The organism is Leeuwenhoekiella aequorea, from assembly GCF_004104375.1.
In the GTDB taxonomy this organism is placed as follows: domain Bacteria; phylum Bacteroidota; class Bacteroidia; order Flavobacteriales; family Flavobacteriaceae; genus Leeuwenhoekiella; species Leeuwenhoekiella aequorea.
The window spans coordinates 694,055-717,685 of sequence record NZ_QOVM01000001.1; the positions used below are offsets into that span (position 1 = coordinate 694,055).

General features: G+C 35.1%; 23 protein-coding genes. 5 read left to right on the top strand and 18 right to left on the bottom strand.

Features of this window, described 5'->3' with window-relative positions; translation table 11 throughout:
• Positions 1-142: 142 nt before the first annotated feature.
• Genes DSM00_RS03125 through kynU form a run of 3 tightly spaced genes read right to left on the bottom strand, consistent with a single transcriptional unit; the run spans position 143 to position 3,529 of the window.
• Positions 143-793, bottom strand: a complete 651-nt coding sequence (locus DSM00_RS03125; RefSeq protein WP_128756554.1) for an O-methyltransferase — start codon at positions 791-793, stop codon at positions 143-145.
• 4 nt (positions 794-797) lie between these two features.
• On the bottom strand, positions 798-2,204 hold the full coding sequence (locus DSM00_RS03130) for an FAD-dependent oxidoreductase (protein WP_128756555.1): 1,407 nt from the start codon (positions 2,202-2,204) through the stop codon (positions 798-800).
• A 38-nt stretch (positions 2,205-2,242) separates the two neighbouring features.
• Positions 2,243-3,529, bottom strand: a complete 1,287-nt coding sequence (gene kynU / locus DSM00_RS03135; RefSeq protein ID WP_128756556.1) for a kynureninase — start codon at positions 3,527-3,529, stop codon at positions 2,243-2,245.
• Positions 3,530-3,611: 82 nt separating this feature from the next.
• Between kynU and DSM00_RS03140 the strand changes: the two genes are divergently transcribed.
• On the top strand, positions 3,612-4,760 hold the full coding sequence (locus tag DSM00_RS03140) for an MFS transporter (RefSeq protein WP_128756557.1): 1,149 nt from the start codon (positions 3,612-3,614) through the stop codon (positions 4,758-4,760).
• Positions 4,761-4,808: 48 nt separating this feature from the next.
• On the opposite strand, the gene DSM00_RS03145 is transcribed toward DSM00_RS03140, so the two are convergent.
• Positions 4,809-5,522 (bottom strand): hypothetical protein, encoded by a 714-nt coding sequence (locus DSM00_RS03145; protein WP_128756558.1) that lies wholly within the window; start codon positions 5,520-5,522, stop codon positions 4,809-4,811.
• 173 nt (positions 5,523-5,695) lie between these two features.
• On the opposite strand from DSM00_RS03145, the gene DSM00_RS03150 reads away from it, so the two are divergent.
• From DSM00_RS03150 to DSM00_RS03160, 3 genes are all read left to right on the top strand, one after another.
• Positions 5,696-6,412 (top strand): pirin family protein, encoded by a 717-nt coding sequence (locus DSM00_RS03150; RefSeq protein WP_128756559.1) that lies wholly within the window; start codon positions 5,696-5,698, stop codon positions 6,410-6,412.
• 189 nt (positions 6,413-6,601) lie between these two features.
• Positions 6,602-7,801, top strand: coding sequence for a multidrug effflux MFS transporter (locus DSM00_RS03155; protein ID WP_128756560.1), 1,200 nt, complete (start codon positions 6,602-6,604; stop codon positions 7,799-7,801).
• Positions 7,802-7,954: 153 nt separating this feature from the next.
• Positions 7,955-9,787, top strand: a complete 1,833-nt coding sequence (locus DSM00_RS03160; protein WP_128756561.1) for an ABC transporter ATP-binding protein — start codon at positions 7,955-7,957, stop codon at positions 9,785-9,787.
• 1 nt (position 9,788) lies between these two features.
• Here DSM00_RS03160 and DSM00_RS03165 read toward each other — a convergent pair whose 3' ends face one another.
• The 13 genes from DSM00_RS03165 to DSM00_RS03220 form a co-directional block, all read right to left on the bottom strand.
• Entirely contained in the window at positions 9,789-10,547 is a 759-nt protein-coding gene (locus DSM00_RS03165; protein ID WP_128756562.1) for an SDR family oxidoreductase, read from the bottom strand.
• 153 nt (positions 10,548-10,700) lie between these two features.
• Positions 10,701-11,555 (bottom strand): aldo/keto reductase, encoded by an 855-nt coding sequence (locus DSM00_RS03170; protein ID WP_128756563.1) that lies wholly within the window; start codon positions 11,553-11,555, stop codon positions 10,701-10,703.
• A gap of 150 nt (positions 11,556-11,705) precedes the next feature.
• Complete coding sequence (locus DSM00_RS15500; protein ID WP_164916287.1) at positions 11,706-11,849, bottom strand: hypothetical protein; 144 nt, start codon at positions 11,847-11,849, stop codon at positions 11,706-11,708.
• Positions 11,850-11,874: 25 nt separating this feature from the next.
• Positions 11,875-12,033, bottom strand: a complete 159-nt coding sequence (locus DSM00_RS03175; RefSeq protein ID WP_117434326.1) for a lmo0937 family membrane protein — start codon at positions 12,031-12,033, stop codon at positions 11,875-11,877.
• Positions 12,034-12,116: 83 nt separating this feature from the next.
• Positions 12,117-13,652, bottom strand: a complete 1,536-nt coding sequence (locus DSM00_RS03180; RefSeq protein WP_128756564.1) for a cryptochrome/photolyase family protein — start codon at positions 13,650-13,652, stop codon at positions 12,117-12,119.
• An 11-nt stretch (positions 13,653-13,663) separates the two neighbouring features.
• Positions 13,664-14,962 carry a DASH family cryptochrome gene (locus tag DSM00_RS03185; RefSeq protein WP_128756565.1) on the bottom strand — a complete coding sequence of 433 codons (1,299 nt, stop codon included), beginning with the start codon at positions 14,960-14,962 and terminating at the stop codon, positions 13,664-13,666.
• Positions 14,953-15,102: a DUF2256 domain-containing protein gene (locus DSM00_RS03190; RefSeq protein ID WP_128756566.1), complete on the bottom strand. Its 150-nt coding sequence runs from the start codon at positions 15,100-15,102 to the stop codon at positions 14,953-14,955. The genes DSM00_RS03185 and DSM00_RS03190 overlap by 10 nt, the downstream gene beginning before the upstream one ends.
• Positions 15,103-15,107: 5 nt before the next feature.
• The gene (locus DSM00_RS03195) at positions 15,108-15,740 is read right to left on the bottom strand and encodes a flavin reductase family protein (protein ID WP_128756567.1); all 633 of its coding nucleotides are present in this window, start codon (positions 15,738-15,740) and stop codon (positions 15,108-15,110) included.
• Between the two features lie 96 nt (positions 15,741-15,836).
• Positions 15,837-16,949 carry an alkene reductase gene (locus DSM00_RS03200; RefSeq protein ID WP_128756568.1) on the bottom strand — a complete coding sequence of 371 codons (1,113 nt, stop codon included), beginning with the start codon at positions 16,947-16,949 and terminating at the stop codon, positions 15,837-15,839.
• 243 nt (positions 16,950-17,192) lie between these two features.
• Positions 17,193-17,627, bottom strand: coding sequence for a DUF4174 domain-containing protein (locus tag DSM00_RS03205; RefSeq protein WP_128756569.1), 435 nt, complete (start codon positions 17,625-17,627; stop codon positions 17,193-17,195).
• Positions 17,627-18,307, bottom strand: a complete 681-nt coding sequence (gene msrA, locus DSM00_RS03210; RefSeq protein WP_128756570.1) for a peptide-methionine (S)-S-oxide reductase MsrA — start codon at positions 18,305-18,307, stop codon at positions 17,627-17,629. The genes DSM00_RS03205 and msrA overlap by 1 nt, the downstream gene beginning before the upstream one ends.
• 113 nt (positions 18,308-18,420) lie before the next feature.
• On the bottom strand, positions 18,421-19,200 hold the full coding sequence (locus DSM00_RS03215) for a zinc ribbon domain-containing protein (RefSeq protein ID WP_128756571.1): 780 nt from the start codon (positions 19,198-19,200) through the stop codon (positions 18,421-18,423).
• Position 19,201: 1 nt separating this feature from the next.
• The gene (locus DSM00_RS03220; protein WP_128756572.1) at positions 19,202-20,296 is read right to left on the bottom strand and encodes a Nif3-like dinuclear metal center hexameric protein; all 1,095 of its coding nucleotides are present in this window, start codon (positions 20,294-20,296) and stop codon (positions 19,202-19,204) included.
• 77 nt (positions 20,297-20,373) lie between these two features.
• Here DSM00_RS03220 and lpxK point away from each other — a divergent pair, with 77 nt between their 5' ends.
• Positions 20,374-21,387 (top strand): tetraacyldisaccharide 4'-kinase, encoded by a 1,014-nt coding sequence (lpxK, locus tag DSM00_RS03225; protein ID WP_128756573.1) that lies wholly within the window; start codon positions 20,374-20,376, stop codon positions 21,385-21,387.
• Here the strand turns inward: lpxK and DSM00_RS03230 are convergent.
• Entirely contained in the window at positions 21,380-23,587 is a 2,208-nt protein-coding gene (locus DSM00_RS03230) for a tetratricopeptide repeat-containing hybrid sensor histidine kinase/response regulator (protein ID WP_128756733.1), read from the bottom strand. The genes lpxK and DSM00_RS03230 overlap by 8 nt on opposite strands.
• Positions 23,588-23,631 lie beyond the last annotated feature (44 nt).

Genomic DNA, 23,631 nt, shown 5'->3' on the forward strand with positions numbered 1-23,631 from the left:
TTATTGATGTATTATTCAAATATTAGTAATATCTTCATATTATAATAACTAACAACCGTTTTAAAATAGATAGGACTTTGTAAGATTGAAATATCTTTTTTTAGAATAATTTACTACCGTGTTAATTACCGAATCCCATCTTTTAAGATGGGATTTTTTTTCGGCTTATGGTAAGTCCGTCTCGTATTGTAAGCAAAACTGTTTCTAGTCGGGGATCTTCGGCAAGAAGTTTATTATATTCTAATAACGCGGCGGTTGAGGTGTCTTTAGGATTTAAAGTTTTTACAACTTTTCCGCTCCATAGCACATTGTCTGATAGTAAAATACCACCCGGTTTTAAACGATCTACTATAAGGTCAAAGTAAGCAGGATAATTAGGTTTATCGGCATCAATAAATACCAGGTCTAGTTCTTCAGTAATTTGGGGGATTATGTCCAGAGCATTCCCCAAATGTTGTTTGATAGTGGACCCATACCCAGATAAGTCAAAGTATTTTCTTTGAAAATCTACCAGTTCTTCATTAATATCTATGGTATGAAGTGTACCATTTGCTTGCAAGCCTTCGGCAAGACATAGGGCAGAATATCCCGTATACGTTCCTATTTCTAAAATAGTTTTAGGATTTACAAGTTTTGAGATCATACTCAAAATTCGTCCCTGATAGTGACCACTAAGCATACGCGGTTGTACCACTTTTTGATAAGTTTCGCGTGTAAGGTTTTTTAAGAGCTGCGGTTCTTTAGAAGAGTGAGCAACTGCATAATCATCAAGTTCTTCAGAAATAAAATGCATATTTTTATTCTTCTTCTAATCCTTCTACAACCTCATCGTCATGAAGCATTTTGCGGGTTTCTTGTTTTACGAGATTTAGTTTTTCTTGAAGGGTCATACTTTCAGAAAACTTCCCGTCGTAAATTAAATTTAAAATAGCTTTATCTTGAACCCGGCCTCTGCGCATTGCTTCAGAATAGCGTAAATCTTCTCTAAAAGTTACCAGAGAATACTTAGAAAAATACTCTTGCGGAAATTCATTTTCAAAGGCAATCTCTAATTTTCTTTTTTCCTGAAATATAGGCCGTGCAGTATGCGCTTTCATCTCGTGGAAGTTATCTACAGCAAGATCTGCAATCGCATCTGTATCTTCTTTGCGTTCATCCTGATAAGCTTTAAAAACTGCTTTCCAGTCTCCCTCGTGCTTATTTAAAGCTTTATCTAGGACATCAATATCTTCAAATGCAGAATTCATTCCTTGACCATAAAATGGCACTATGCCGTGCGCTGCATCTCCCAGAAGTAAAACTTTGCCATAGGCGTGCCAAGGTGAGCATTTTATAGTTCCTAATGGAGAAGTGGGATTTTCTTTAAATTCTTGTATTAAATTAGGCATTAACGCTAATGCATCTGGGAATTCTCTTTCAAAATAATCAAGTATCGCCGCATCAGAATTGAGACTTTCAAAACTGTCTTTTCCTTCGTCCCAAGATAAAAATAGGGTGACCGTGAAACTCCCATCAAGATTAGGTAATGCAATCATCATATCTTTTCCTCTAGGCCAGATATGCAAAGCATTTTTTTCTACTAAAAAACCACCATCGGCAGACGCCGGAAATGATAATTCTTTGTAGCCGTGAGTTAAAAAATCTTGCCCATAGCTGAATAAAAATTTGCGATGGTCTAGCATACTTTTACGTAACGCTGAACCTACGCCATCTGCACCCATTAAAATGTCTGCTTGATAATGTGTCTCTTTCTGAGTTTTGTAATCTTCAAATGTCGCTTTTGCTGTTTCAAGTTCAACACCAGTACATTTTTGATTAAAATGCATCGTTATATCTGGCATTTTATCACACTCATTTAAGAGCATAATATTGAGGTCCTCACGAGAAATAGAGTTGATGTATTCGTGATTTCTTCCGCTGTAGGCGCTCATAAATAATTGCCCGTCAGCACTATGAATCATACGTCCGTTCATAGGTATGCATAGCGGTAAGACCTTATCTTCTAGTCCAGCAAGGCGTAGACCTTTCATTCCGCGGTCTGAGAATGCTAAATTTATTGAGCGGCCAGAATCTACAATCTCTTCTCGTAAATCTGGACGCTTTTCCATCAACGTAACCTTATAGCCTCGCTGAGCCATGCGTAATGCTAGTAAAGAACCACAAAGTCCAGCACCAATAATTAATATATGTTCTTGATTTTTCAAAAGTGATCTATTAATGGGTGGTTGTTTAAAACGACCGTTTATTTTTTAGCTAAAAGTTCTTTTAGACGTTGAGTCATTTCATATACATCCTCAAAGCTATTGTATAGAGGAGCGGGAGCCACGCGTATAACATCTGGCTCTCTCCAGTCACAGATAATACCTGCCTGCATAAACCCGTCGTGCAGGCTTCGGTCTGCATTTTTTACTTGAATAGATAATTGACAACCGCGCTCTTCCGGATTTTCGGGAGTCAAAATAGCTATACGATCATCTTTTAAATCTTTTATTAAAAATTCTAAGTAGCCTGTGATTTTTTTGGATTTTGCACGTATATTTTTAAATCCGGCTTCAGCAAACAATTCAAGAGATGCCCGTATGGGAGCCATTGATAATATGGGCGGATTGCTTAATTGCCAACCTTCTGCACCCTCAATAGGATCAAAATCAACACGCATATTAAAACGGCTATCCATTTTATGTCCCCACCAGCCAGTAAGGCGTGGGATATCTCTATCATTTGCGTGACGCTCGTGTACAAAGCAACCGCCTATAGCACCAGGACCACTGTTTAGATATTTATAAGTGCACCAGACCGCAAAATCAGGTCCGTTCTCATGTAGGTCTGCATCAATGTTACCTACACCGTGTGCAAGATCAAAACCTACTTTACATCCATATTTATGGCCTAATTCTGTAATTGCTTTTATAGGATACTTTTGACCGGTATAGTAATTAGAATTTCCTATCATTACCAGCGCAATTTCATTACCGTGCTCCTCAATAATTGCTTCGAGATCTTCAAAACGACATAAGTGCTCCTCTGTTCTGGGTTTCCAAAGTATTAGAGCTTCGTCAGGATCGTATCCTTTTTCTTTAATTTGAGATATTACAGCATAGCTATCTGAAGGAAAGGCGTCACTTTCAATCAAAATTTTATAACGCTTTGAAGTAGGTCGGTAAAACGAAATCATCATTAAGTGCAAATTTGTACTTAGCGTGTTCATAATCACAACTTCGCTTGGCTTTGCACCTACAATGTCTGCCATAGGTTTAGTTAGCAGCTCGTGATATTCAGTCCACGGAACTTTTGCTTTAAAATGACCTTCAACTGCAATTTCTGCCCAGTTATTAAGCTCCTCTTCAACATAATCTCTGGCTTTTTTAGGCTGTAGTCCTAAAGAGTTTCCGCAGAGATAAATAAGATTTTTTCCATTCTCATCTTTAGGAAGATTAAAACGCTCTCTAAAATGTGCTAATGGATCTTCTGCATCAGCCTGTTTTGCATAGGCTAACGAATTCTGGTATGTGCTTTTTTCTTCTAACATAAGCTGTAAAAGTAGCAATTAAAATAGTTTTAGTACGTGCTTAGATTTTTGGTATTTTTCCTTTTCCAAAATTAAAGATACTATGAAAGCACTCCGTCTTGTTTTTAGCAATATGAGATACTTTACACCAGTATTTTTATTTGCTACACTAAATATCGTATTTGGTACTTGGGCTATTTACATACCTCAAATAACGGCCAAGCTGCAAATTAGTGAGGGTATGTTAGGGTTTGCGGTGTTTTTTATGGCGTTAGGAACACTTGCCACCATACCCTTTGTCCCAAGAATTATCAAATTTCTTGAACTAGGAAAAACTACGCTTCTGGCAATTTGTGGGTTTTGTATTGTCTTTATTGGTCCTTTTTTAGCTCCAACTTATACATTACTTTGTGCGGCTTTGTTTGTTGTAGGAGTATTTTCCGGGTTGCTTGATGTATCAATAAATACACTAGTAACCGAACTTGAGAAGAAAGATAAAATTCACTTTATGTCTGTTTCTCACGGGTTTTTTAGTCTAGGCGGAATGCTGGGAGCGGGTATAGGTACTGTTATACTTCCCTATATAGCTATGCCTTGGTATCACATGGCCGGGGTAATTGTTCTCTTGGTACTTGCTAATATTGTTCTAAGTAAAAACTATCTACATCTTAGAAATGTTCACGAAGAGGAAGAAACCAAGTTTAAATTAAAAAATTTACGACCGCTAGTCGGGTTGGCGGTAATTGGCTTTTTGGTTATGGCGGCAGAGGGGGCCATTGTAGACTGGAGTGCATTATATTTAGAGAAAGTAACATTAGCAACTGCTACCTTAGTAGGTATGGGTTATACTATTTTTAATGGAACAATGGCATTTGGGCGATTTTTTGGAGATACTGTGAGTTCAAAATATGGATCTCGATCCATTATGATTGCTGGCAGTTTTGTCGCCACATTAGGGTTTGCTCTCGTGCTTTATGGAGAAACTACGCTGGCATTGATAGGATTTGGTTTTGTAGGTATCGGACTTTCAATTGTCGTACCGGAACTCTTTAGATATAGTGGGAATTTAAAAGGAATTAGGGCTGCAGAAGGTATTAGCTTTATTGCGGGAACTGGTTTTACCGGTCTTTTGTTAGGTCCTGTATTTCTGGGTTTTTTAGCGGAAACTTTTAATTTAAAAGGAAGTTTTATAGCCTTGATGATTTTCACATTTCTTGCGGGTTGTGTAGCATTCACCCTGAAGCGGAAATAAAAAACCCACCTTTTGGTGGGTTAATATTTTTTTTGAAAAAGTTTATTATTACTCTTCCGTCTTAACCGCAATATCTGTAAAATATAAGTGAACAGCATTTTCCGGAGCTTTATGATCTGAAGCGATCTTTATACCGTTATAATTGTTGTAATCTTCCCAAGTAGTAACCATAGAGTATTCTGAAACATTCCCTTTTCGGTAAACCCATTCTCTTACCATATAATTTTCATCGTAATAAAAATCATAAGCATCTCCTGGAGTATAACCACCTTCGTCACCATATGTAATAGTAATTTTTTTCAGAAGTTTTTTGCTCATAGGCGCAGTTGCCGTGTCTTGTAATTTCAAATTGGTCCCGGTCTCATCCCATACCAGATGCATTGGAGCAAGAAGCCAGTATGAATCATTTATAAAACCTTTATCTGCATTCATAGCTAGGCTATCAATAGCATGACGGTTGTAGTTAACCGAATCCTTCTCACTTATCATAGTGATATCATTCGTTTTAGGACTCCATTTCCAAGCACGCTCAAAATGCGTATCTCCACGATCTACATTAAATGTAAATTCTAATTGAGATACATTTTCCCAATTTGCAAGTCCGTTAGCCTCCGCAATTTTGAAAGCCACCTCTTGTTCAGGAGTGCGCTCTTCGGTAATAATTTGTGCTTCAGTAGTAGCAGTGTCTGTATTTTTATCTGTTTCAGTTTTGCAAGAATTAAATGCAATCGCAGCAAAAAGAGTAAGTAAGGATTTTTTCATAAGATTATTCTTTTAAGTTGTAAAAGTACGACGCTTTAAATTAACATTCAGGATGACTCAATTTTAAAATGAATAGAGGTCTACGGTAAGTATGGGTAAGTTTTGAGTTGGTTTCCGACTATATTTAGGTAGTATGAATACTTATTTTTTTAATAAATATAACTGTGTAAATTATGAAAACAATTCTTCATAAATCTGATTCTCGAGGAGATGCAAATCACGGATGGTTACATAGCAAGCACTCTTTTAGTTTTGCTAATTATTACAATCCCGAACGAATGAACTTCGGAGCATTACGTGTTTTGAACGATGATAAAGTAAGTGGCGGTATGGGATTTGGCACTCATCCTCACAAGAATATGGAAATCATATCAATCCCGCTTTCTGGTGATCTAGAGCATCAAGATAGTATGGGAAATACTACAGTAATAAGGGAAGGAGATATTCAAGTAATGAGTGCAGGAACCGGTGTACAGCACAGTGAGTATAACAAGAATAAGGATGAAGAAGTTGCTTTTCTACAAATTTGGGTTATTCCTCATACTCAAAATGTGACTCCCCGTTATGATCAAATAACTTTAAACAAGGCAGATCGAAAAAACAAGTTACAGCAAATACTATCTCCTAATCAAAATGATGCTGGTGTCTGGATTTATCAAGATGCTTGGTTTAACCTTACCGATCTAGACGCGGGAAAGACTGTAAATTATACAATGAATAAAGCTGAAAATGGCCTTTATATTTTTGTATTAGAGGGCAGCGTTAAAATTAATGAACAACAACTTGACCGCAGAGATGCTTTAGGAATTATTGATGCTACCGAATTGGAGATTTCAGCTCTTGAAGATGCTTATGTGTTATTAATGGAAGTACCTATGGATTTAGCTTAAATGGAGTTACTTACTCTGCGTATCCTTAGAAATGAGAAGAAGTTTATTTGCTTTACTATAATACGATTTATAGTGGGGCTTTTTACTGTGTAATCGCTATAGATTAGCGATTATTTTTATCATTTCTATAACACTAGTTTTCCTGTTATCTTAGGTGAGTGGTCTAATTTTGCGACTTGAAATTCTTCAATGGCAAAACGTTATACTACATCCTCACGTAATCTTATTGTACTCATATTAGGAACACTAATAGCAATAGGTCCTTTCTCAATAGATATGTACTTGCCGGGTTTTGAAAATGTGGCAAATGATTTTAATGTTGATATTAGCAAAGTAGGCTATACATTAACCAGTTATCTTATTGGTATTGCACTAGGACAATTAGCGTACGGCCCATTAATGGATAGGTTTGGAAGAAGACGACCCCTTATCGGCGGACTTACCTTATTTATTTTTTCATCTCTGATTTGTGCCTTTAGTTGGAAGTTAGAAATTCTCGTAACTGCTCGATTTTTTATGGCGTTAGGAGGGTGCGCAGGGATGGTAGCTTCAAAAGCTATGGTGCGTGATTTATTTGAAAAGAAACAAGTTGCCGATGTACTATCGACACTCATGTTAATTATGGGAGTTGCACCCATTATAGCACCTACTGTAGGTGGTCTGGTTATAGGAGCATTTGACTGGGAAGCTGTTTTCTTTATACTTGCCGGTTTTGCCGTATTAATGCTATTACTTATCACTTATATTTTGCCCGAAAGTGCCAAGCCGAATACGGCAACCAGCTTACGGCCAAAACGTATTCTATCTGAATATCTCTCTATCTTAAAAAATAGAGAATTTTTCATTTTTGCGATGATACGTGGATTTTCTTTGGGTGCTTTACTAAGTTATGTGAGCAGTGCGCCCTTTATATTCTTGTCGTTTTTTGAGCTAACAGAACAGCAATTTGGATGGGTTTTTGGAAGTAATGCACTTGGTCTGATACTAGGAAGTCAAATTAACCGACTTGCGCTAAGAAGATTTTCATTATTTAATATAGCAGTAACTATTAGTATCGCACTAACGTTACTTACATTTGGCGGTTTAGTCGTAAGTAGCGTTGTGGGTGTACAATTTTGGATTATATATCCATTCTTGTTTATGATGCTTTTTTGCATCGGTTTTCAAAACCCAAATACTACAGCCTTGTCATTAGATCCATTCACAATTCAGGCTGGTAGTGCTTCTGCCTTAGTAGGAAGTATAGGAATGTTATTTGGTTCCGTAGCAAGTGTTGCTGTTTCTCAATTAGTTACAAATGGTGTAATGCCATTACTTTTTATTCTATTTTCTTGTGCACTTTGTAGTATGCTATTGATTTTATACTACAGACGTAAAATTAAAAGGTAAGTTGAGATTCAGTAATTGCTTTAATTATTAGTACTCAACTTATAGTATCAAAATAAATATGAAAAAGATAGCTTAGTGTTTTTCTGCGGAAGTTTTATGTGTAATTATACGACCACCAACACTCATTCTGTTTTCTTACAGCACTTATAAAATATGCGACCCAATTTAGATAGTATTTCAGATAATAAAAAGACCAATGTAAGAGCGTCATTTCAAGCATTGCGATTTATTCCTCGTTTTTTTAAAGAAATCTGGTCTGTTAGTCCGCAATTGTTTCTAGTAAACTTACTCTGCAGACTAATAAATTCGTTTGCTCCTGTAGTTATTCTCTGGGTAGGAAAACTTATAATAGATGAGGTAATTGCTCAGGTGGCTGCAACAGATCCAGATTACACGCAATTGTGGAATTATGTAATTCTCGAATTTGTAATTGCAGTGGTTTCTGATGTTATAAGCAGAATAATCGCTATTACCGATGGTCTTCTAGGTGACAAATACAACATACGCTCATCTGAGACAATGATTAGAAAAACAAGTGAAATAGATATGAGCCAGCTTGAAGACTCAGAATTCTATGATAAACTTGAACGTGCCAGACAGCAAACTCAGGGTAGAGTAGGGCTTATGAGCAACGCACTGGGTCAAGCTCAAAGTATTATTTCTATAGCTACACTCATTGCTGGTCTAATATACTTCGAGCCCTTGCTCATTGTACTTCTGGCTTTAAGTATTATACCATTATTTATAAACGAAATTCGATTTAGCGGTCAGCAATATTCATTATCAAGAAGCTGGACAACAGAACGCAGAGAATTAGATTATTTGCGATATATAGGTGCAAATGATAAAACAGCCAAGGAGATAAAACTTTTTGGACTTACAGATTTTATAGCAACACGTTTTAGAAATCTAAGTGAGCAATATTATTCTATCAATAAGAGTATTACCGTAAAACGAAGTATTTATAGTGCACTTTTTAATATCCTGGGTGTAATATGCTATTATGGTGCATATATAGTCATCATCCGCAGTGTATTACTAGGTGAGATTACAATAGGTGAACTTACTTTCTTATCGGCATCCTTTAACCGCCTTCGTAATAACTTACAAACCTTCTTTTCAAATTTTACGCGTATTACTGAAAGTGCATTGTATTTAAAGGATTATTTTGATTTTGTAGATTTAATCATTCCAGATCAAGATAAGAATTTTCTAGAACTTCCTACTGAAATTAAAATTGGATTTGAACTTCAAGATGTGCACTTTGGTTATCCCGGCAGTGATACTGAAGTGTTAAAAGGGGTGAGTTTTGAACTAAGAGCCGGAGAGAAAATGGCTTTTGTAGGTCAAAATGGTGCCGGGAAAACTACACTTATTAAATTGATGCTGCGGTTTTATGAACCCACTCAAGGGGCAATTTTATTAGATGGAATCAATATTAATCAATATAATAAAGCAGAATTCCAACAAATGTTTGGAGTAATCTTTCAGGATTTCTTTAGATATGAATTTACCCTGCGTGAAAATATCGCCGTAGGAGATATACTTGCCGTAAAAGATGATAAACGTATAGATAATGCAGCCCAGTTGAGTCTGGCTACTGAAGTTATTAAAGATTTACAAGACGGTTATGAGACTCAATTAGGAAAAAGATTTAAAAAAGGCCAAGAATTATCTGGCGGGCAGTGGCAAAAAGTTGCGCTTGCACGAGCTTACATGAAAGATGCTATGGTAATGGTTCTAGATGAGCCAACCTCTGCATTAGATGCAAAAGCCGAATACGAAGTTTTTGAACGGTTTATAGATCTTACTAAAGGTAAAACGAGTATAATAATATCGCATCGTTTTAGTACGGTACGTATGGCAGACCGTATTCTTGTTTTAGAAAAAGGACGTATTCTTGAACTGGGAACTCATGAAGAACTCATGAAAGCTCCCAGATTATATGCAGAACTATTTGACTTGCAAGCCCAAGGTTATAAATAGCTTACAACGCATTTGCACTTAAACCCCCATCTACTTTAATGTTTTGTCCTGTGATAAAAGAAGCTTTTTCCATAGCTAAAAAAGCTATCGTTGCTGCCACCTCTTCCGGAGATGCAAAACGTTGCATAGGTGTACGTTCTATTATCTTATCGTAACGTTCTTTTTGATTAATAACCTCTTCAACAAAGGGCGTTTGAGTGTACCACGGTGATACCGAATTCACACGTATATTATTCTGTGCCCATTCTGAAGCTAAGCTGCGGGTTTGTTGTAATAAACCTGATTTTGACATGGCGTAAGGCGTGCCACTTTTTACATCCTGACTGCCTGCAACAGAGGCAACATTAATTACAGAAGCCTTACCAGATCTTTTTAATAAAGCGTAAAATTTACGGGTAAGCTCAAAAGGCGCGATGAGATTTACTTCAAGAATTTTTCGGTATTCTTCGGTCTCATAGTGCGTAGCTTCTTTTCTAATATTAAGTCCAGCATTATTAACTAAAATATCTAAACTACCACTTCGTTCAAACACAAAATCTGTAAGACGATCCTGATCATCTTCCAGACTTACGTCAGATACAATACCGTTGCAGATATAGCTTTTTTCCTGTAGCTCACTTTCAAATTGGTCAATATCTTTTTGATTGCGTGAAGTGAATATTACCTTAGCTCCTAATGCTAATAATTCTAATACTGTAGCTCTTCCTATACCCTTAGTTCCGCCGGTAACAAGTGCTGTCTTTCCATCTAAATTCCACATAAAATCAAATTTTGGGTTGTAAAAATACAAAGCCCTAGTGGGATTAGAGAAAAAATAGGGAATAGATTGTTTTGAGTATATAATAAAAAACGGCTGTCTTTAAAAACAACCGTTGATTAATTTATTTGAAATTATAATAACTAATCTCTAAAATTAGAAATCAAAATTATCTGGATCTGGTCCTATACGTTCTTCTCTATCGAGTGCATTTATTTTTTTCATGTCAAGGTCTGAAAGTTCAAAATCAAAAACTTCACTATTGCTTTTTATATGGTCTTTTGAAGTCGATTTTGGTATCGTGATTACACCATTTTGTAGATCCCAGCGTATAACTATTTGTGCAGGAGATTTATCATATTTTTCACCGAGTTCTTTTAGAGTATCATTATCAAAAGCTTTGCCTTGCATTAAGGGTGACCAAGCTTCATACTGAATAGAATTCAGTTTACAGAAGTCCTGCAAATCAGATTGTACAAGCCAAGGGTGGAACTCTAACTGATCTACCATTGGGTTTATTTCGCAATCCTTCATTAAATCTTCAAGATGATGTTGTAAAAAATTGCTGACCCCTATTGCTTTTATTTTTCCGTCTTTATATAATTTTTCAAGAGCTCTCCAGGTATCTTTGTATTTACCTTTAACTGGCCAGTGAATTAGATAAAGATCTAGATAATTTGTATCGAGACGTTCTAGTGACTTCTCAAAAGCCTCTATTGTAGAATCATAGCCTTGATCACTATTCCATATTTTACTGGTTAAAAATAGGTCTTCTCTTGCTATTTTACTTTGTTTTATTGCTTTGCCTACACCTTCTTCGTTTTCATAAGCTGTAGCAGTGTCTATATGCCTGTAACCAGTTTCTAAAGCCCAGCTTACCGCATTTATAACCTCTTCGCCTTCGTTAGCTTTGTAAACCCCTAATCCTAAATAAGGCATTTTAACTCCATTATGCAAAGTCCAAGTCCCACTTAAACTCTCAATCTTCTTTGTATTTCTGAATGTGTTCATAGCGTATTTTTTTTCTAATTTATAAATTAGATCTCATACACCTGATATCTTTAACGGCTGTTAACGCTTGATTGTTAAGGCAATTAAGATTTAAAGAAAAAAAGTCTGTATTATAAATACAGACTTTTTTCAATTTATTTTTTAAGATTATTAATCTACAGCATCTTCAACAGCATCACCTACATCATCGGCTGCATTTTCAATTTTATCACCGGTAGTTTCAGTTTCACGGCAGCTGTATAAGGTTGTGCTTAACAATCCCGCGATAAAAAGCATTAAAAAAATACGTTTCATACTATTAATTTTTGATTTAGATTAATTAAAGGCGTCTTCCAGTTGCCAACTTATACAAAATTGCAATTACGGCAAGGACAAGAAGAATATGTATTAAACTCCCTACAGATTCTGCAAAGCCAAAATACCCTACAAGCCATCCTATGATAAGTATTACAATAATAAGCCAAATGATATCTTTCATAATTATAAATATTGGTTAGTGATATAAAAGTAATTTTTTAAAAAAACTTAAGCATAGTGCTTAACAGTGTGTTAACGTGTAAATTAGAAATTTTGTGGGTTTTTTATGATATCCTCGGCTCGATTAATAATTTTTTCCATTTGTTCTTGTGGAATCTTATCGAGCAGGTTCAACATCATTTTCATTCTATGGTTGTTAGTAAAATAGCTCTTCTTTTTTGAGAGAAAATTCCAGTATAAACTATTGAATGGGCAGGCATCATCTTCTGTTTTTTTATTAACGTTATAGTGACAACTACTGCAATAATTGCTCATTTTGTTAATATAACTACCACTTGAGATATAAGGTTTTGTAGCTACTATACCACCGTCTGCAAACTGACTCATACCACGTGTGTTTGTAATCTCAACCCATTCTATGGCATCAATATATATTCCTAAATACCAAGCATCCACCTCGTCTGGATGCGTTTCGGTAAGCAGGGCATAATTACCTGTTATCATCAAACGCTGAATGTGATGTGCATATGCATGATCTAGGCTTTGCTTAATACTGTGATGCAAACAATTCATTTTTGTATTAGCAGTCCAATAGAAACCAGGAAGCTCATTTGTGTTTTTTAATTTATTTGTCGTCTTGTAATCTGGCATTTTCATCCAGTAAACGCCTCTCATATATTCTCTCCAACCTAGAATTTGTCGTACAAAACCTTCAACCTGGCTTATATCGATCTCATCTTTATGTTCTCGCCAGTGCTCTATAACTTTATGAATAACTTCTAAAGGGTCAATAAGCTTACTATTAAGGGCAAAACTCAATCTGCTGTGAAAAAGATAGATTTCATCGGGATCCATTGCATCTTGATAATCTCCAAAATGAAGTAGTAAATGTTCACAAAAATAATTGAGTACACTTAGAGCATCCTGTCGGGAAGTGGGCCAATTGAAGTTTTCATTATCTACTGATCCTATTGTTTTGATTTGAGCTTGTGAAATGCGTTTAGCTATTTTAGTAACATCCTTTTTGAAACCTCGTTCGTGAGGAATAATGGGTTCCCCTTTCCACTTTTTTCTATTACTTTGATCAAAATTCCATTTACCACCTTCGGGATCTTTATCGGTTATCATCAATATCGAATATCGTTTACGCATATCACGATAAAAATATTCCATGGTGAGCGTTTTCTTTCCTTCAAAAAATTGCTTTAGATCTGTGCGAGAATTAAGAAAATGCTCAGTGTTAAACGTTTCTGTTTCAATATTCAGTGTTTCTGTAAAAGTTTTCAGCTGTTGATCTAGCCGGTACTCATCAGGAAGTTGATATTCAAACTTTGAAATTTTATGAGCTTTAATAAGTTTGTTTAAATTTTTTGCTAGGTCTTGTGTATTATCTGGATGATCAAGTTTGTAAAAAATGACAAGATTACCTCGTGATTCTAACCAATTTGCAAAGATTCTCATTGCTTCAAAAAATGCTATTATTTTTTGAATATGGTGTACAGCATAATCAGTTTCCTGACGCATTTCAGCAAGAAAATAAATGACATCTTGAGAATTATCATTGTACCAAGAATGCTTATGATTTAATTGATCTCCAAGAATTAAACGTAATTTTTTCAAGCTTATATTATTTAATCAAATAGATTGTTTTGAGTCCACAAACGTGTATAATTACCAGATGCATCATAGCGTTCTGTTTGCTTCTCTATATTAAAAATACGATCTCTGGGATCGTTGCCTACACCACTCGCATACATCCAATTTCCATAATTGCTGTGTACATCATAATCAATAAGCATACTTTCAAAATAAGCTGCTCCTATGCGCCAGTCTTGTTGATTTTCTTTTGACCAGAAGCTTGCAACATTTTGCCTACCGCGATTGCTCATCCATCCAGTTTTTGCGAGTTCGATCATATTAGCATTTACAAATGAATATTTTGTAGCGCCATCAATCCATTCTTTTCTTATGGAATTATTTGATTTCCATTCATATGTTGCAGTAGATATTCCGTTTATTTTGAAGATTGAATCACCATGTTTAAGCGAAATATATTTGAAGAAATCACGCCACATTAATTCAAATATTAACCAATAGGTACTGTCATTTTTAATGTATTCTTCTTCAAACTTTTTTACATACCAGTAAATAGTACGTGGTGAAATACTGCCATTTGCAAGCCACGCAGATAGTTTTGAACTATAAGCAGAACCTACAAGGCCATTGCGGGTTTCTTTATAGTTTTTTAAATTCTTAGACTTAAAAAAGTAGGATTGAATTCGTTCTAGAGCTTGATTTTCTCCACCTTTAAATGGAAATGCAGAACGTGAATCTCTTTTAAAATGCTCTAGACCTAAAGACTGTAAGGATGGTATATGAGTGGTATTATCTAAACGATTTTCTTGAGATAATTTTTTTGGAATTTTTTTTGCAGGTCTTACGCTTGTATGCTTTTCACACGTTTTTCTGAAATTAGTAAAGACCTTGGGGATTTGAGAAAAGTGATTGTAAGGGATATCATCTGGATGCCACAAGAACTGATCATATTTCTCAATAAATTTAATGCCTTGTGGAATATTTTGTTGAACATTTAGTAAAACAGCAGCTTCTTCAGACGTCCATTCTTTTTGAAGATAAATATTCTTTATATCGTACTTCTCTATTAATTCGGGTAGAATATCTTCAGGTTTACCTAAATATACGAGCAATGATATGTTTAAATTATTTAGATTTTCCTTTAAATCTGAAACGGTTTCTAGCAAGAATTGAGCTCTGTATTTTTCAGTCTTTTTAAAACCAAATTCATCAATCTGATAGTGTCGTGGATCAAAAAAGTATACTGCCAGAATAGACTCGCCAGCTCCTGAGGCATCTATTAAATTTGAGTTGTCCCGTATTCTCAGATCATTTCTAAACCAGACTAAATCCATAGGTTCTTTTTTGTACGTCTACAGCGTTCACTGCAATATTTTACATCATCCCAAGAAGTTTTCCATTTTTTACGCCAGCTAAATGGTTTATCACAGGTTAAGCAAATTTTCTCTGGAAGGTTCTCTTTTTTATGCGCCAAGGGGTTTATAGGGTTTTAATAGATTCTCCAGGTTTAGCATACGAAAATCTATTTAAAATTTGAGGCAATGCATAACCATCCAGTCCGTCTATACAAACAGTTTGAGCGCGTTCTAGATTTAACCAGCCATCTTCATCTTGAATTTCTTTATCAACATAAATATGTTGCACTTTTCCTATTACAAAAATGCAGTCATTTTCTTTAATAAAGTATTCATTTTCAAATGTACAGCCTAGTTTAATGCGACTTTGCTTTACATAAGGAGCCTTAAAATTATCGAGGTATTCTTCTTCAAGTAACGTTTCTCTAAATTCTGAAACCGTACCGGCGTATTTTGCAGAGGTTTGATGTGCTTCCTTTATAAAGTTCTGATTTACGTGATTAACTGTAAATATTCCAGATTTTTTTATATTGTCGTAGGTATTACGTTCTACTGTAGTGGGTCGCAATACAAAGCCAAGAAGTGCAGGGCTGCTTCCAAGATGTGTTACCGAACTAAATATCGCAACGTTTGTAATATTGTCTTCTGATATAGTGCCAAGTAAGTTTGCCGATTTGAAACCGGTAACACTATTAATAAAATGCGCTCTATATCTTGAAGGCATTTCTCCTATTTGCTCTGCTCTAAAATGTTTCATAAAAAAAGGGTAAGTAAAACTTACCCTAAAATTATATTTTGTTTAATAATTATGTTGTTAACATTAAACGAAATAACAAAACATTTAGATTACAGATTACGCATCTTGAGTTTCTTCAGCGTAGGTAGGATAATCAATATATCCCTTTTCTCCTTGTGTATAGAAAGTATCATCATCCCACTCTGCCATCGGTGCATTAATTGCAAAACGTTCAGCAAGATCAGGATTAGAAATATATAATTTTCCGAAGGCAACTAAATCTGCATTACCTTCTTTAATAACTTCATTTCCTTTTTTCTGATCAAAATTAGCGTTAATCATAAGATTACCCTTATAGATGGGTCTGTAGCGTTTAGCGATTTCAGTTTCTAAATACTCGATTTCACTTACGTCATTAAAAGGCTCAGATAAATGCAAGTACGCTAAATCATAATTATTCAAGCGTTCAATTATATGATCGAATGTAGGTATTGTATCTTCGGTTGCATTTATACCAAATATCCCATTTAGAGATGGATTTAAACGAACACCAATTTTATTTTCTGGACAAACTTCTTTAACCTTATCTAAAGTTTCAAAGAAGAAACGAGCTCTGTTTTCAATACTTCCGCCATAATTGTCTGTACGTACATTTGAATTTGTATTAAAAAACTGATGAAATAAGTAGCCATTAGAACTATGGATTTCAATACCATCAAAACCTGCTTCTAAAGCATTTTTTGCAGCATCAACAAACTCTTGCTGAGTTTCTTTAATTTCTTCAAGTGTCATTTCTTTTGGAGTGACAGTATCTTTAAAACCTTCAGAAGTAAAGGCCTTAGAATTAGGATTTACAGCACTGGGAGCGATTGGTTTATTTCCATTATGAAAATCTGGATGCGATATGCGTCCTACATGCCATAATTGTATAAATATTTTACCATCTTTTGCGTGTACGGCATTCACAACTTTTTTCCATCCATTAACTTGTTCTTGAGTATGAATTCCTGCAGTATGTATATAGCCTACAGCACGTTCAGAAACTTGTGAGCCTTCTGTAATAATTAAACCGGCACCCGCTCTTTGAGTGTAATATTCTACATGTAAATCTGTAGGCACATTACCTGCATTCTCTGCGCGGCTTCGTGTCATAGGAGCCATTACGACCCTATTTTTTAACGTGATATCTCCTAGTGCGAACGACTCTAATAAAGGTTGATTAGTTTTCATAAATTTTCTTTTTCAATTTTTTAAAATTATAGATTAACGCGCTTATTGCGGTTGACCTATGTTATTAACTTAGTCAATGAATTTACAGTACCCTAACTAAGTCTTCTGTTAAACGTATTATAAAAGAAGATTCGCGTATCCTATAGTATTGTTAACCTCTAGAGAGTAGATGGTAGTATATGGAAGATTTTAAATGATTATATTTTTGTAATAGGTGGATTACGAATCCTAAAATCTGAAAAATTAATCATCAATATTTTGACGCATTTCGCGTTGACGCATAGGCATTTGATCAATAACTTCAAATATTAAGCGTGGTTCAATAGCATACTGTTTTTGTAGCTTCACACCGCCATCTTTTCCTATTAAGGTAATTCCTTCATAACCTAGCGGAATTTTATACTTTTTACGTAGGGGAGCGATATGATAGGAGGAAACAACTTTAAGATCTTTGTCATAAATTCTCCCTTTAGAGAGTGCGAAAATAATAATGTTACGATCGTCTAATTTCTTTGAAGCTGATTTAAATTGATCCCATTGCGCTGTGAAATTTTCATTTTGAAGACTCGTTGTTGAAAAGACTAAAATTCTATTGCGAGATTTAAATTTTGAAAAATCCTCCTGAGCTGAAGCTGTTAAAGCGAATAAAAATAGCGGGAGTACGGTTTTTTGTATCATTAGTGTAATTTTTTATCTTTTAATACTTCGGGATAATTTTCTTTAAATTTTTTAAGTCGGGGCAATGAAACTCCTATAATATATGGATCTCGGGGATGCTTGGATTCATAATCTTGATGATAATCTTCTGCTTTCCAAAATTTTTGAAAAGGAAATACTTGTGTAGTTATATTGCCGTCGTAATGCTTCTCATTTAAATCTTTTATAGTTCGATCTATGATCTCTCTTTCATTTTCATTTTGATAAAATGCAATAGACCGATATTGTCTTCCGGTATCAGGTCCTTGGCGATTGCGTGTGGTAGGGTCGTGCGACGCAAAAAATACAGAAACTAATGTTTGGAATGATATAATTTGGGGGTTGTAAAGTACTTCTACAGCTTCAGCATGGTTAGTCTTCCCATAACTTACGTTTTCATAAATAGGATTTTCTTCTATACCACCGCTATAACCGCTAATGACCTCTTCAACACCTGCAACACTCTCAAATATAGCTTCTACACACCAGAAACAACCACTTGCAAAATAGGCTCTTGCTAATCCATTTTTGGTTTCGGTTTGAACAGGAAGCTTTTGCATCATGGCAAGATCATGTTCTGTATTGCCAGAATTTGTACACGATAAACTCATTAAGAATAGAGCGAATGTAATTAAGAAGGCGCGCATCGTGTGAATTTTCATTAAATGTAGGAGAATCTTATAGGTGTCGCTGCTAACAGCTTGTTAAACTATAATATAAGGCAAAAAAAAAGCTCCGTATTTACGGAGCTTTTTTTAATAGTTATGTGAGAATCTTACAATTTTGCAAAGACTTCTTGCATTTTCTGTTGCTCTTCACGGGCTAATTCTTCATCAACAAGAATTCTACCACTATGCTCATCGGTAATGATTTTTTTGCGACCTGCAATTTCTACCTGAACCTGAGGTGGAATTGTAAAAAATGATCCTCCAGATGCTCCACGCTCGATTGCTACGACAGCAAGACCGTTACGTACGTTAGAACGTATACGGTTATAAGCTTTAACAAGACGCTCATCTATAGAGTTTTCAAAAGCCTGGCTTTGCTCTAAAAGTGCTTGTTCTTCTTTTTCAGTTTCACCTAAAATAGCATCAAGCTCTTGTTTCTTATGCTTCAAGTGCTTTTGACGTTCTCCAACGCGCTCTTTAGTTTGATCAATCACAGAATTTTTTTGCTCTATTTGAGCACGGTATTCTCTGATATTTTTTTCAGCAAGCTGAATTTCTAATTCTTGAAATTCAATTTCTTTACTTAAAGAATTGTACTCTCTGTTATTACGTACATTCTTTTGCTGCTCAGTATATTTCTTAATTGAAGCTTTTGACTCTTCAATAAGAATTTTCTTAGCTTTTATCTGATCATCAATTAAGCCAAGTTCACCTCCTAATTTTTCAAGTCGGGTATTTAATCCTGCAACTTCATCTTCAAGATCTTCTACTTCTAAAGGAAGCTCACCTCGCACATTGCGAATGGTATCAACACGAGAATGTATCAGCTGCAAATCATATAATGCTCTGAGTTTCTCTTCAACGGTAGCTTCGGTCTTTTTTGCCATATTATAAATACTTAATAGGATTGGTGTTTTCGTCTTCTAAAACGACTGCAAAATTAGTAAATTTTTTCGTAAGAAAGTCAGTAAGAATATTTTTTGTGAATTGCTCACTCTCATAGTGCCCAATATCTACAAGTATAAGTTTATTTTCAGCTTGATAAAACTGATGATATTTTAAGTCTGCTGTTATAAAAGCATCTGCTCCTGAGTGAATTGCGGCCTCTATGGCAAAACTACCGCTACCTCCTAAAACAGCAACTTTTTTAATTGGTTTTTCTAACTCAGCAGAGTGACGAACTCCCTTAGCCTGAAAGCTGTGAGCTACAAATTTTAAAAATGAAGGGGTATCTAGTGCTTCTGGTAATTCTCCCAGCATGCCCATTCCTATATGTTGATTGCTATTATCGAGCGTGGTAACCTCATAAGCTACTTCTTCATAAGAATGCGATTCAAATAAGGTATTAAGAATAGCTTTTTCTAAGTGTGCTTCAAAAGTTACATTTAATTGTAATTCTTTTTCTACTTGTAGTTTGCCACGTTCTCCTTTTGTAGGATTACTTTCTGGTTTACCTAAAAAAGTTCCTTCGCCGTATGTGCTAAAACTACACGACTCATAGTTGCCAATAGTTCCGGCTCCGGCTTTAAATAGTGCTGTTCTCACCTTTTTGTAAATATCTTCAGGAATATAGGTGGTCAATTTTTTAATTTTTCCTTTTTTAGGAATCAGTACTTTTCGGTTTGTCAGACCTAAAGCATCACACATTCCTTTACTTACACCATGAGGTACATTATCTAATGCTGTATGAATAGCATAAATAGCGACATCATTTTTAATAGCTTTTAATACCACACGTTCGACATAATTTTTTCCGGTTATTTTTTTGAGACCGCTAAATAGTATAGGATGAAAACTTACCACCAGATTACAATGCTGCGCAATAGCATTATCAATGGTTTTTTCTAGGGTATCTAATGTTACTAGAATTCCAGTAACTTCAGTATTAATATCACCTATGAGAAGGCCTACGTTATCAAAATCTTCTGCATTTGCCAAAGGGGCAAATTCCTCTAGAGCATTAATAATTTCTTTAACTTTCATAGTATACTTAGCTTATATATTTCTCACTCAATAATCATCTCGTGGTGCGTAAATATAAAAATTATAACTTCGAGCCTGTGAAGAACGCACGTAAAATACTATGGCCAATTGCGGTTGCTTACGATGGAGTAACGCAACTGCGAAATTTCTTGTTTGATAAAGAAGTATTTAATTCTAGGGTTTACGATTTTCCAGTTATCGGGATAGGCAACCTCTCTACGGGTGGTACTGGTAAATCTCCTATGACCGAATATGTTATTTCGCTTCTTAACGATTCGTATACAGTTGCAACATTAAGTAGAGGATATGGTAGAAAAACTACTGGTTATCTCGATGTTAGTCAAAATTCTACAGCATCAGAAGTAGGTGATGAACCATTGCAGTTTGCACGTAAGTTTAAAGATGTTCAGGTTGCTGTCTGTGAAAATAGAGTAGAAGGTATTTCAAAATTACGTGAGAAATCTATTTGTCCTGATGTAGTTGTTTTAGATGATGTTTATCAACATCGTAAAGTGTCACCCGGACTTTTGATTTTACTTACTGCTTACGACGATTTGTTTTATCAAGACCTTGTGCTTCCTGCAGGCAATTTAAGAGAAAAGCGCACGGGTGCAGACCGGGCAGATTGTATTGTAGTTACTAAATGTCCTGATAACCTTTCCAAAGAAAATCAATATAAAATACGTGCTAAAATCTCTAGGTACAGCAGTGCGCCTGTTTATTTTGCAGCCATTGCATATAGCGAAATACAGTCCATTAGGGGTTCTCTTGATTGGGAAGCTTTTTTAAATAAAAGGATAACTGTAGTAACGGGTATCGCAAAACCAGAGCCATTTCTAAATTACTTAGAAAGTAAAAAAATAGATTTTAATCATCTCAAATTTTCAGATCATCATAATTTTACTGAAGACGAAATTAACAGGTTAGACGATTCTGAAATTATAATTACTACCGAAAAAGATTTTGTTAGACTAGACGGAAAACTAAAAAAATCAAAACTCTACTATATTCCAATAGCTTTTAAATTTTTGGGTGATGCTAAAAATTTTGATGAAATAATCTTAAACTTTATCGCTTCTACTTCTAAATAATGACATTTTTGCGTTTTAACGCATTGTGAATTTTAAAGAAGAATTCTTCAATTTTATAAGGCTTAGGTATAATATCATTAAAACCGGCAAGATAAAAATCATCAATATTTTCATCTATAGTTACAGCGGTTAACGCAAGAATAGGAAGGTCTTTGTTAAACTCTCTTATTTTCTGTGTTGCTTCTATTCCGCTTATTCCAGGCATATGAATATCCATAAGGACCAGGTCGTAATTTTCAAAACGTACCTTTTCAATTGCAATCTCACCATTGTCTGCAACGTCACACTCCATAGAATTTTTCTCTAAAATCTTACGGGTGATCATTTGATTGATTTTGTTGTCTTCAACTACAAGTAGTTTTCTTCCTTTTAGAGATTCGTAATCTATCTCATAAACACGCTCTTCAGGTTCTTTGTCTTTACTCAATGGGAGTGCATATTTTATATCGAAGAAAAATTTTGATCCTTTACCCAGTGTGCTCTCTAATTCAATTTTACTTTTTTGAAGATTGAGCAGGCGCTTAACAATAGATAATCCTAAGCCAGTACCACCAAATTTTCTATTAATTTGAACCGATCCCTGAGTGAAATTCTGAAAAATATCTTTTTGTTTTTTCTTGCTTATACCTTCACCGGTATCTTCAATCTCAAAGTGTAAAAACGTTTGCGTTTCATTTTTACTTAGTTGCTGAATGCGTATGAAGATAGAGCCGTCGCGCGTAAACTTATTTCCGTTACCAATTAAATTGATTAAAATCTGAGACATCATTAGGGGGTCTCCCACAATTTGTTCAGGTATTTCTTTGTCGTATTCTAATATAAGTTTATTTCCTTTTTCTTGTGCAGAACGTTCTAGTGCAAAAAGAACATCATCCACTCGTTTGCGTAAATTAAAAGTAGCTTTCTCAACCTCTACCTTATCTGCTTCAAGTTTGTTCAGATCAAGAATATTATTGATGAGAGAGAGGAGATATTCTCCAGAGAACTTTAGAGAGTCTAAATGTTTTTTTTGCTCATCTGTAGGATTTTCACTTAGCAATAAATGCGTAAGGCCGGTAACAGCATACATAGGAATACGCAATTCGTGAGTAATTGTTGATAGAAACTGAGCCTTTACTACAGATGCTTTTTCTGCATTTTCTTTAGCAATTATAAGTTCCGCATTTTTGGCCTGAAGTAGTTCGTTTGCTTTTGCACGCAGATTATTATTCTTATAAAGTGAGAGTGCTAGAAGACACAATATGGTGAATAATGCTATAATTAATACCGTTGTAATTTTATTAGCCTGTACTAATCGAGCGGGATTGTAATCTGCAGGATCTATTTCAGATAACAAAGCATTTTTTATGGTGAGCGCTTTTGTATTAGAGCCGTTGTCACCAAAATAAGTTTGTCTTTTTTGATTGTAGGTATCAAGATAGGCGAAGGCCTGCTCGTAATCTTTTGAATTACTGTAAATCGTTCCTAAAAGTGCTAGAGCATCTAATTCAATTTGCGGAAAATTGTTGTTTATGCTTATATCGTGAGCCTTAGAGGCATAATCAAGACTCTTGTCTCTATTTGTAAGACTCTCATATGCTCTGGAAGCTTGTATATAAATACGAGCAATTACATAGTAATTTTTCTTTTTCTGATTTTGCAATAAGGAGAGTGCATTTTCATATTTGGGAAGCGCTTCATCAGGTTTTTTTGATTCCTGAAGAATATTTCCGTGGTAGAGATATGCAGACGCCAGATCATCTGCTACGCCGGGATCCCGTGATCCTTTTAGAATAGTTTCAGCTTGCTGAAGAAAGGGTAGTGCCCGCTGTGACTCTTGAGTTTTAATTAAAATTTGAGCATAATACAAATAATCTTTTCCCAGTTGATCTGTTTCTTTAAGCTCCTGATGGGTGATTATTGCATCCCTGATTTCGACATTTGCTTTATCAAATTCGCCTTGTTTTAAATAGACGTTGCTCAGTAATTGACTCGCAGTTGCAACCCGGCTTTTATTATCTATTTTCTGCGCAAGGTATCTTGCTTCTTCGAGTTTCTTTACAGATTCTGTAAAATTAGAAGACGCTATTAATTTAACTGCGTTAATAATTAAAGAGTCTATTTTAATGTTGCGTTCATTTTCATTATTGTTAGGTCGTTGACCAAAACAAACCGCTGAAAACAACAGAAAAACGAGAAGTAGTTTTTTGTCGAAAAGCATTATTTTCTTCATTGAGCTACTAATATAGACACTTTGCCAAAATT

Bases quoted from the DNA above. Each gene is read 5' to 3' on its own strand.
- DSM00_RS03205 (WP_128756569.1), bottom strand. From the start codon at position 17,627: ATGATACAAAAAACCGTACTCCCGCTATTTTTATTCGCTTTAACAGCT.
- DSM00_RS03155 (WP_128756560.1), top strand. From the start codon at position 6,602: ATGGCAAAACGTTATACTACATCCTCACGTAATCTTATTGTACTCATA.
- DSM00_RS03145 (WP_128756558.1), bottom strand. From the start codon at position 5,522: ATGAAAAAATCCTTACTTACTCTTTTTGCTGCGATTGCATTTAATTCT.
- msrA (WP_128756570.1), bottom strand. From the start codon at position 18,307: ATGAAAATTCACACGATGCGCGCCTTCTTAATTACATTCGCTCTATTC.
- DSM00_RS03140 (WP_128756557.1), top strand. From the start codon at position 3,612: ATGAAAGCACTCCGTCTTGTTTTTAGCAATATGAGATACTTTACACCA.
- DSM00_RS03185 (WP_128756565.1), bottom strand. From the start codon at position 14,962: ATGGATTTAGTCTGGTTTAGAAATGATCTGAGAATACGGGACAACTCA.
- DSM00_RS03165 (WP_128756562.1), bottom strand. From the start codon at position 10,547: ATGTGGAATTTAGATGGAAAGACAGCACTTGTTACCGGCGGAACTAAG.
- DSM00_RS03150 (WP_128756559.1), top strand. From the start codon at position 5,696: ATGAAAACAATTCTTCATAAATCTGATTCTCGAGGAGATGCAAATCAC.
- DSM00_RS03215 (WP_128756571.1), bottom strand. From the start codon at position 19,200: ATGGCAAAAAAGACCGAAGCTACCGTTGAAGAGAAACTCAGAGCATTA.
- DSM00_RS03125 (WP_128756554.1), bottom strand. From the start codon at position 793: ATGCATTTTATTTCTGAAGAACTTGATGATTATGCAGTTGCTCACTCT.
- DSM00_RS03220 (WP_128756572.1), bottom strand. From the start codon at position 20,296: ATGAAAGTTAAAGAAATTATTAATGCTCTAGAGGAATTTGCCCCTTTG.
- DSM00_RS03160 (WP_128756561.1), top strand. From the start codon at position 7,955: ATGCGACCCAATTTAGATAGTATTTCAGATAATAAAAAGACCAATGTA.
- kynU (WP_128756556.1), bottom strand. From the start codon at position 3,529: ATGTTAGAAGAAAAAAGCACATACCAGAATTCGTTAGCCTATGCAAAA.
- DSM00_RS03195 (WP_128756567.1), bottom strand. From the start codon at position 15,740: ATGAAACATTTTAGAGCAGAGCAAATAGGAGAAATGCCTTCAAGATAT.
- DSM00_RS03230 (WP_128756733.1), bottom strand. From the start codon at position 23,587: ATGCTTTTCGACAAAAAACTACTTCTCGTTTTTCTGTTGTTTTCAGCG.
- DSM00_RS03175 (WP_117434326.1), bottom strand. From the start codon at position 12,033: ATGAAAGATATCATTTGGCTTATTATTGTAATACTTATCATAGGATGG.
- DSM00_RS03170 (WP_128756563.1), bottom strand. From the start codon at position 11,555: ATGAACACATTCAGAAATACAAAGAAGATTGAGAGTTTAAGTGGGACT.
- DSM00_RS15500 (WP_164916287.1), bottom strand. From the start codon at position 11,849: ATGAAACGTATTTTTTTAATGCTTTTTATCGCGGGATTGTTAAGCACA.
- DSM00_RS03200 (WP_128756568.1), bottom strand. From the start codon at position 16,949: ATGAAAACTAATCAACCTTTATTAGAGTCGTTCGCACTAGGAGATATC.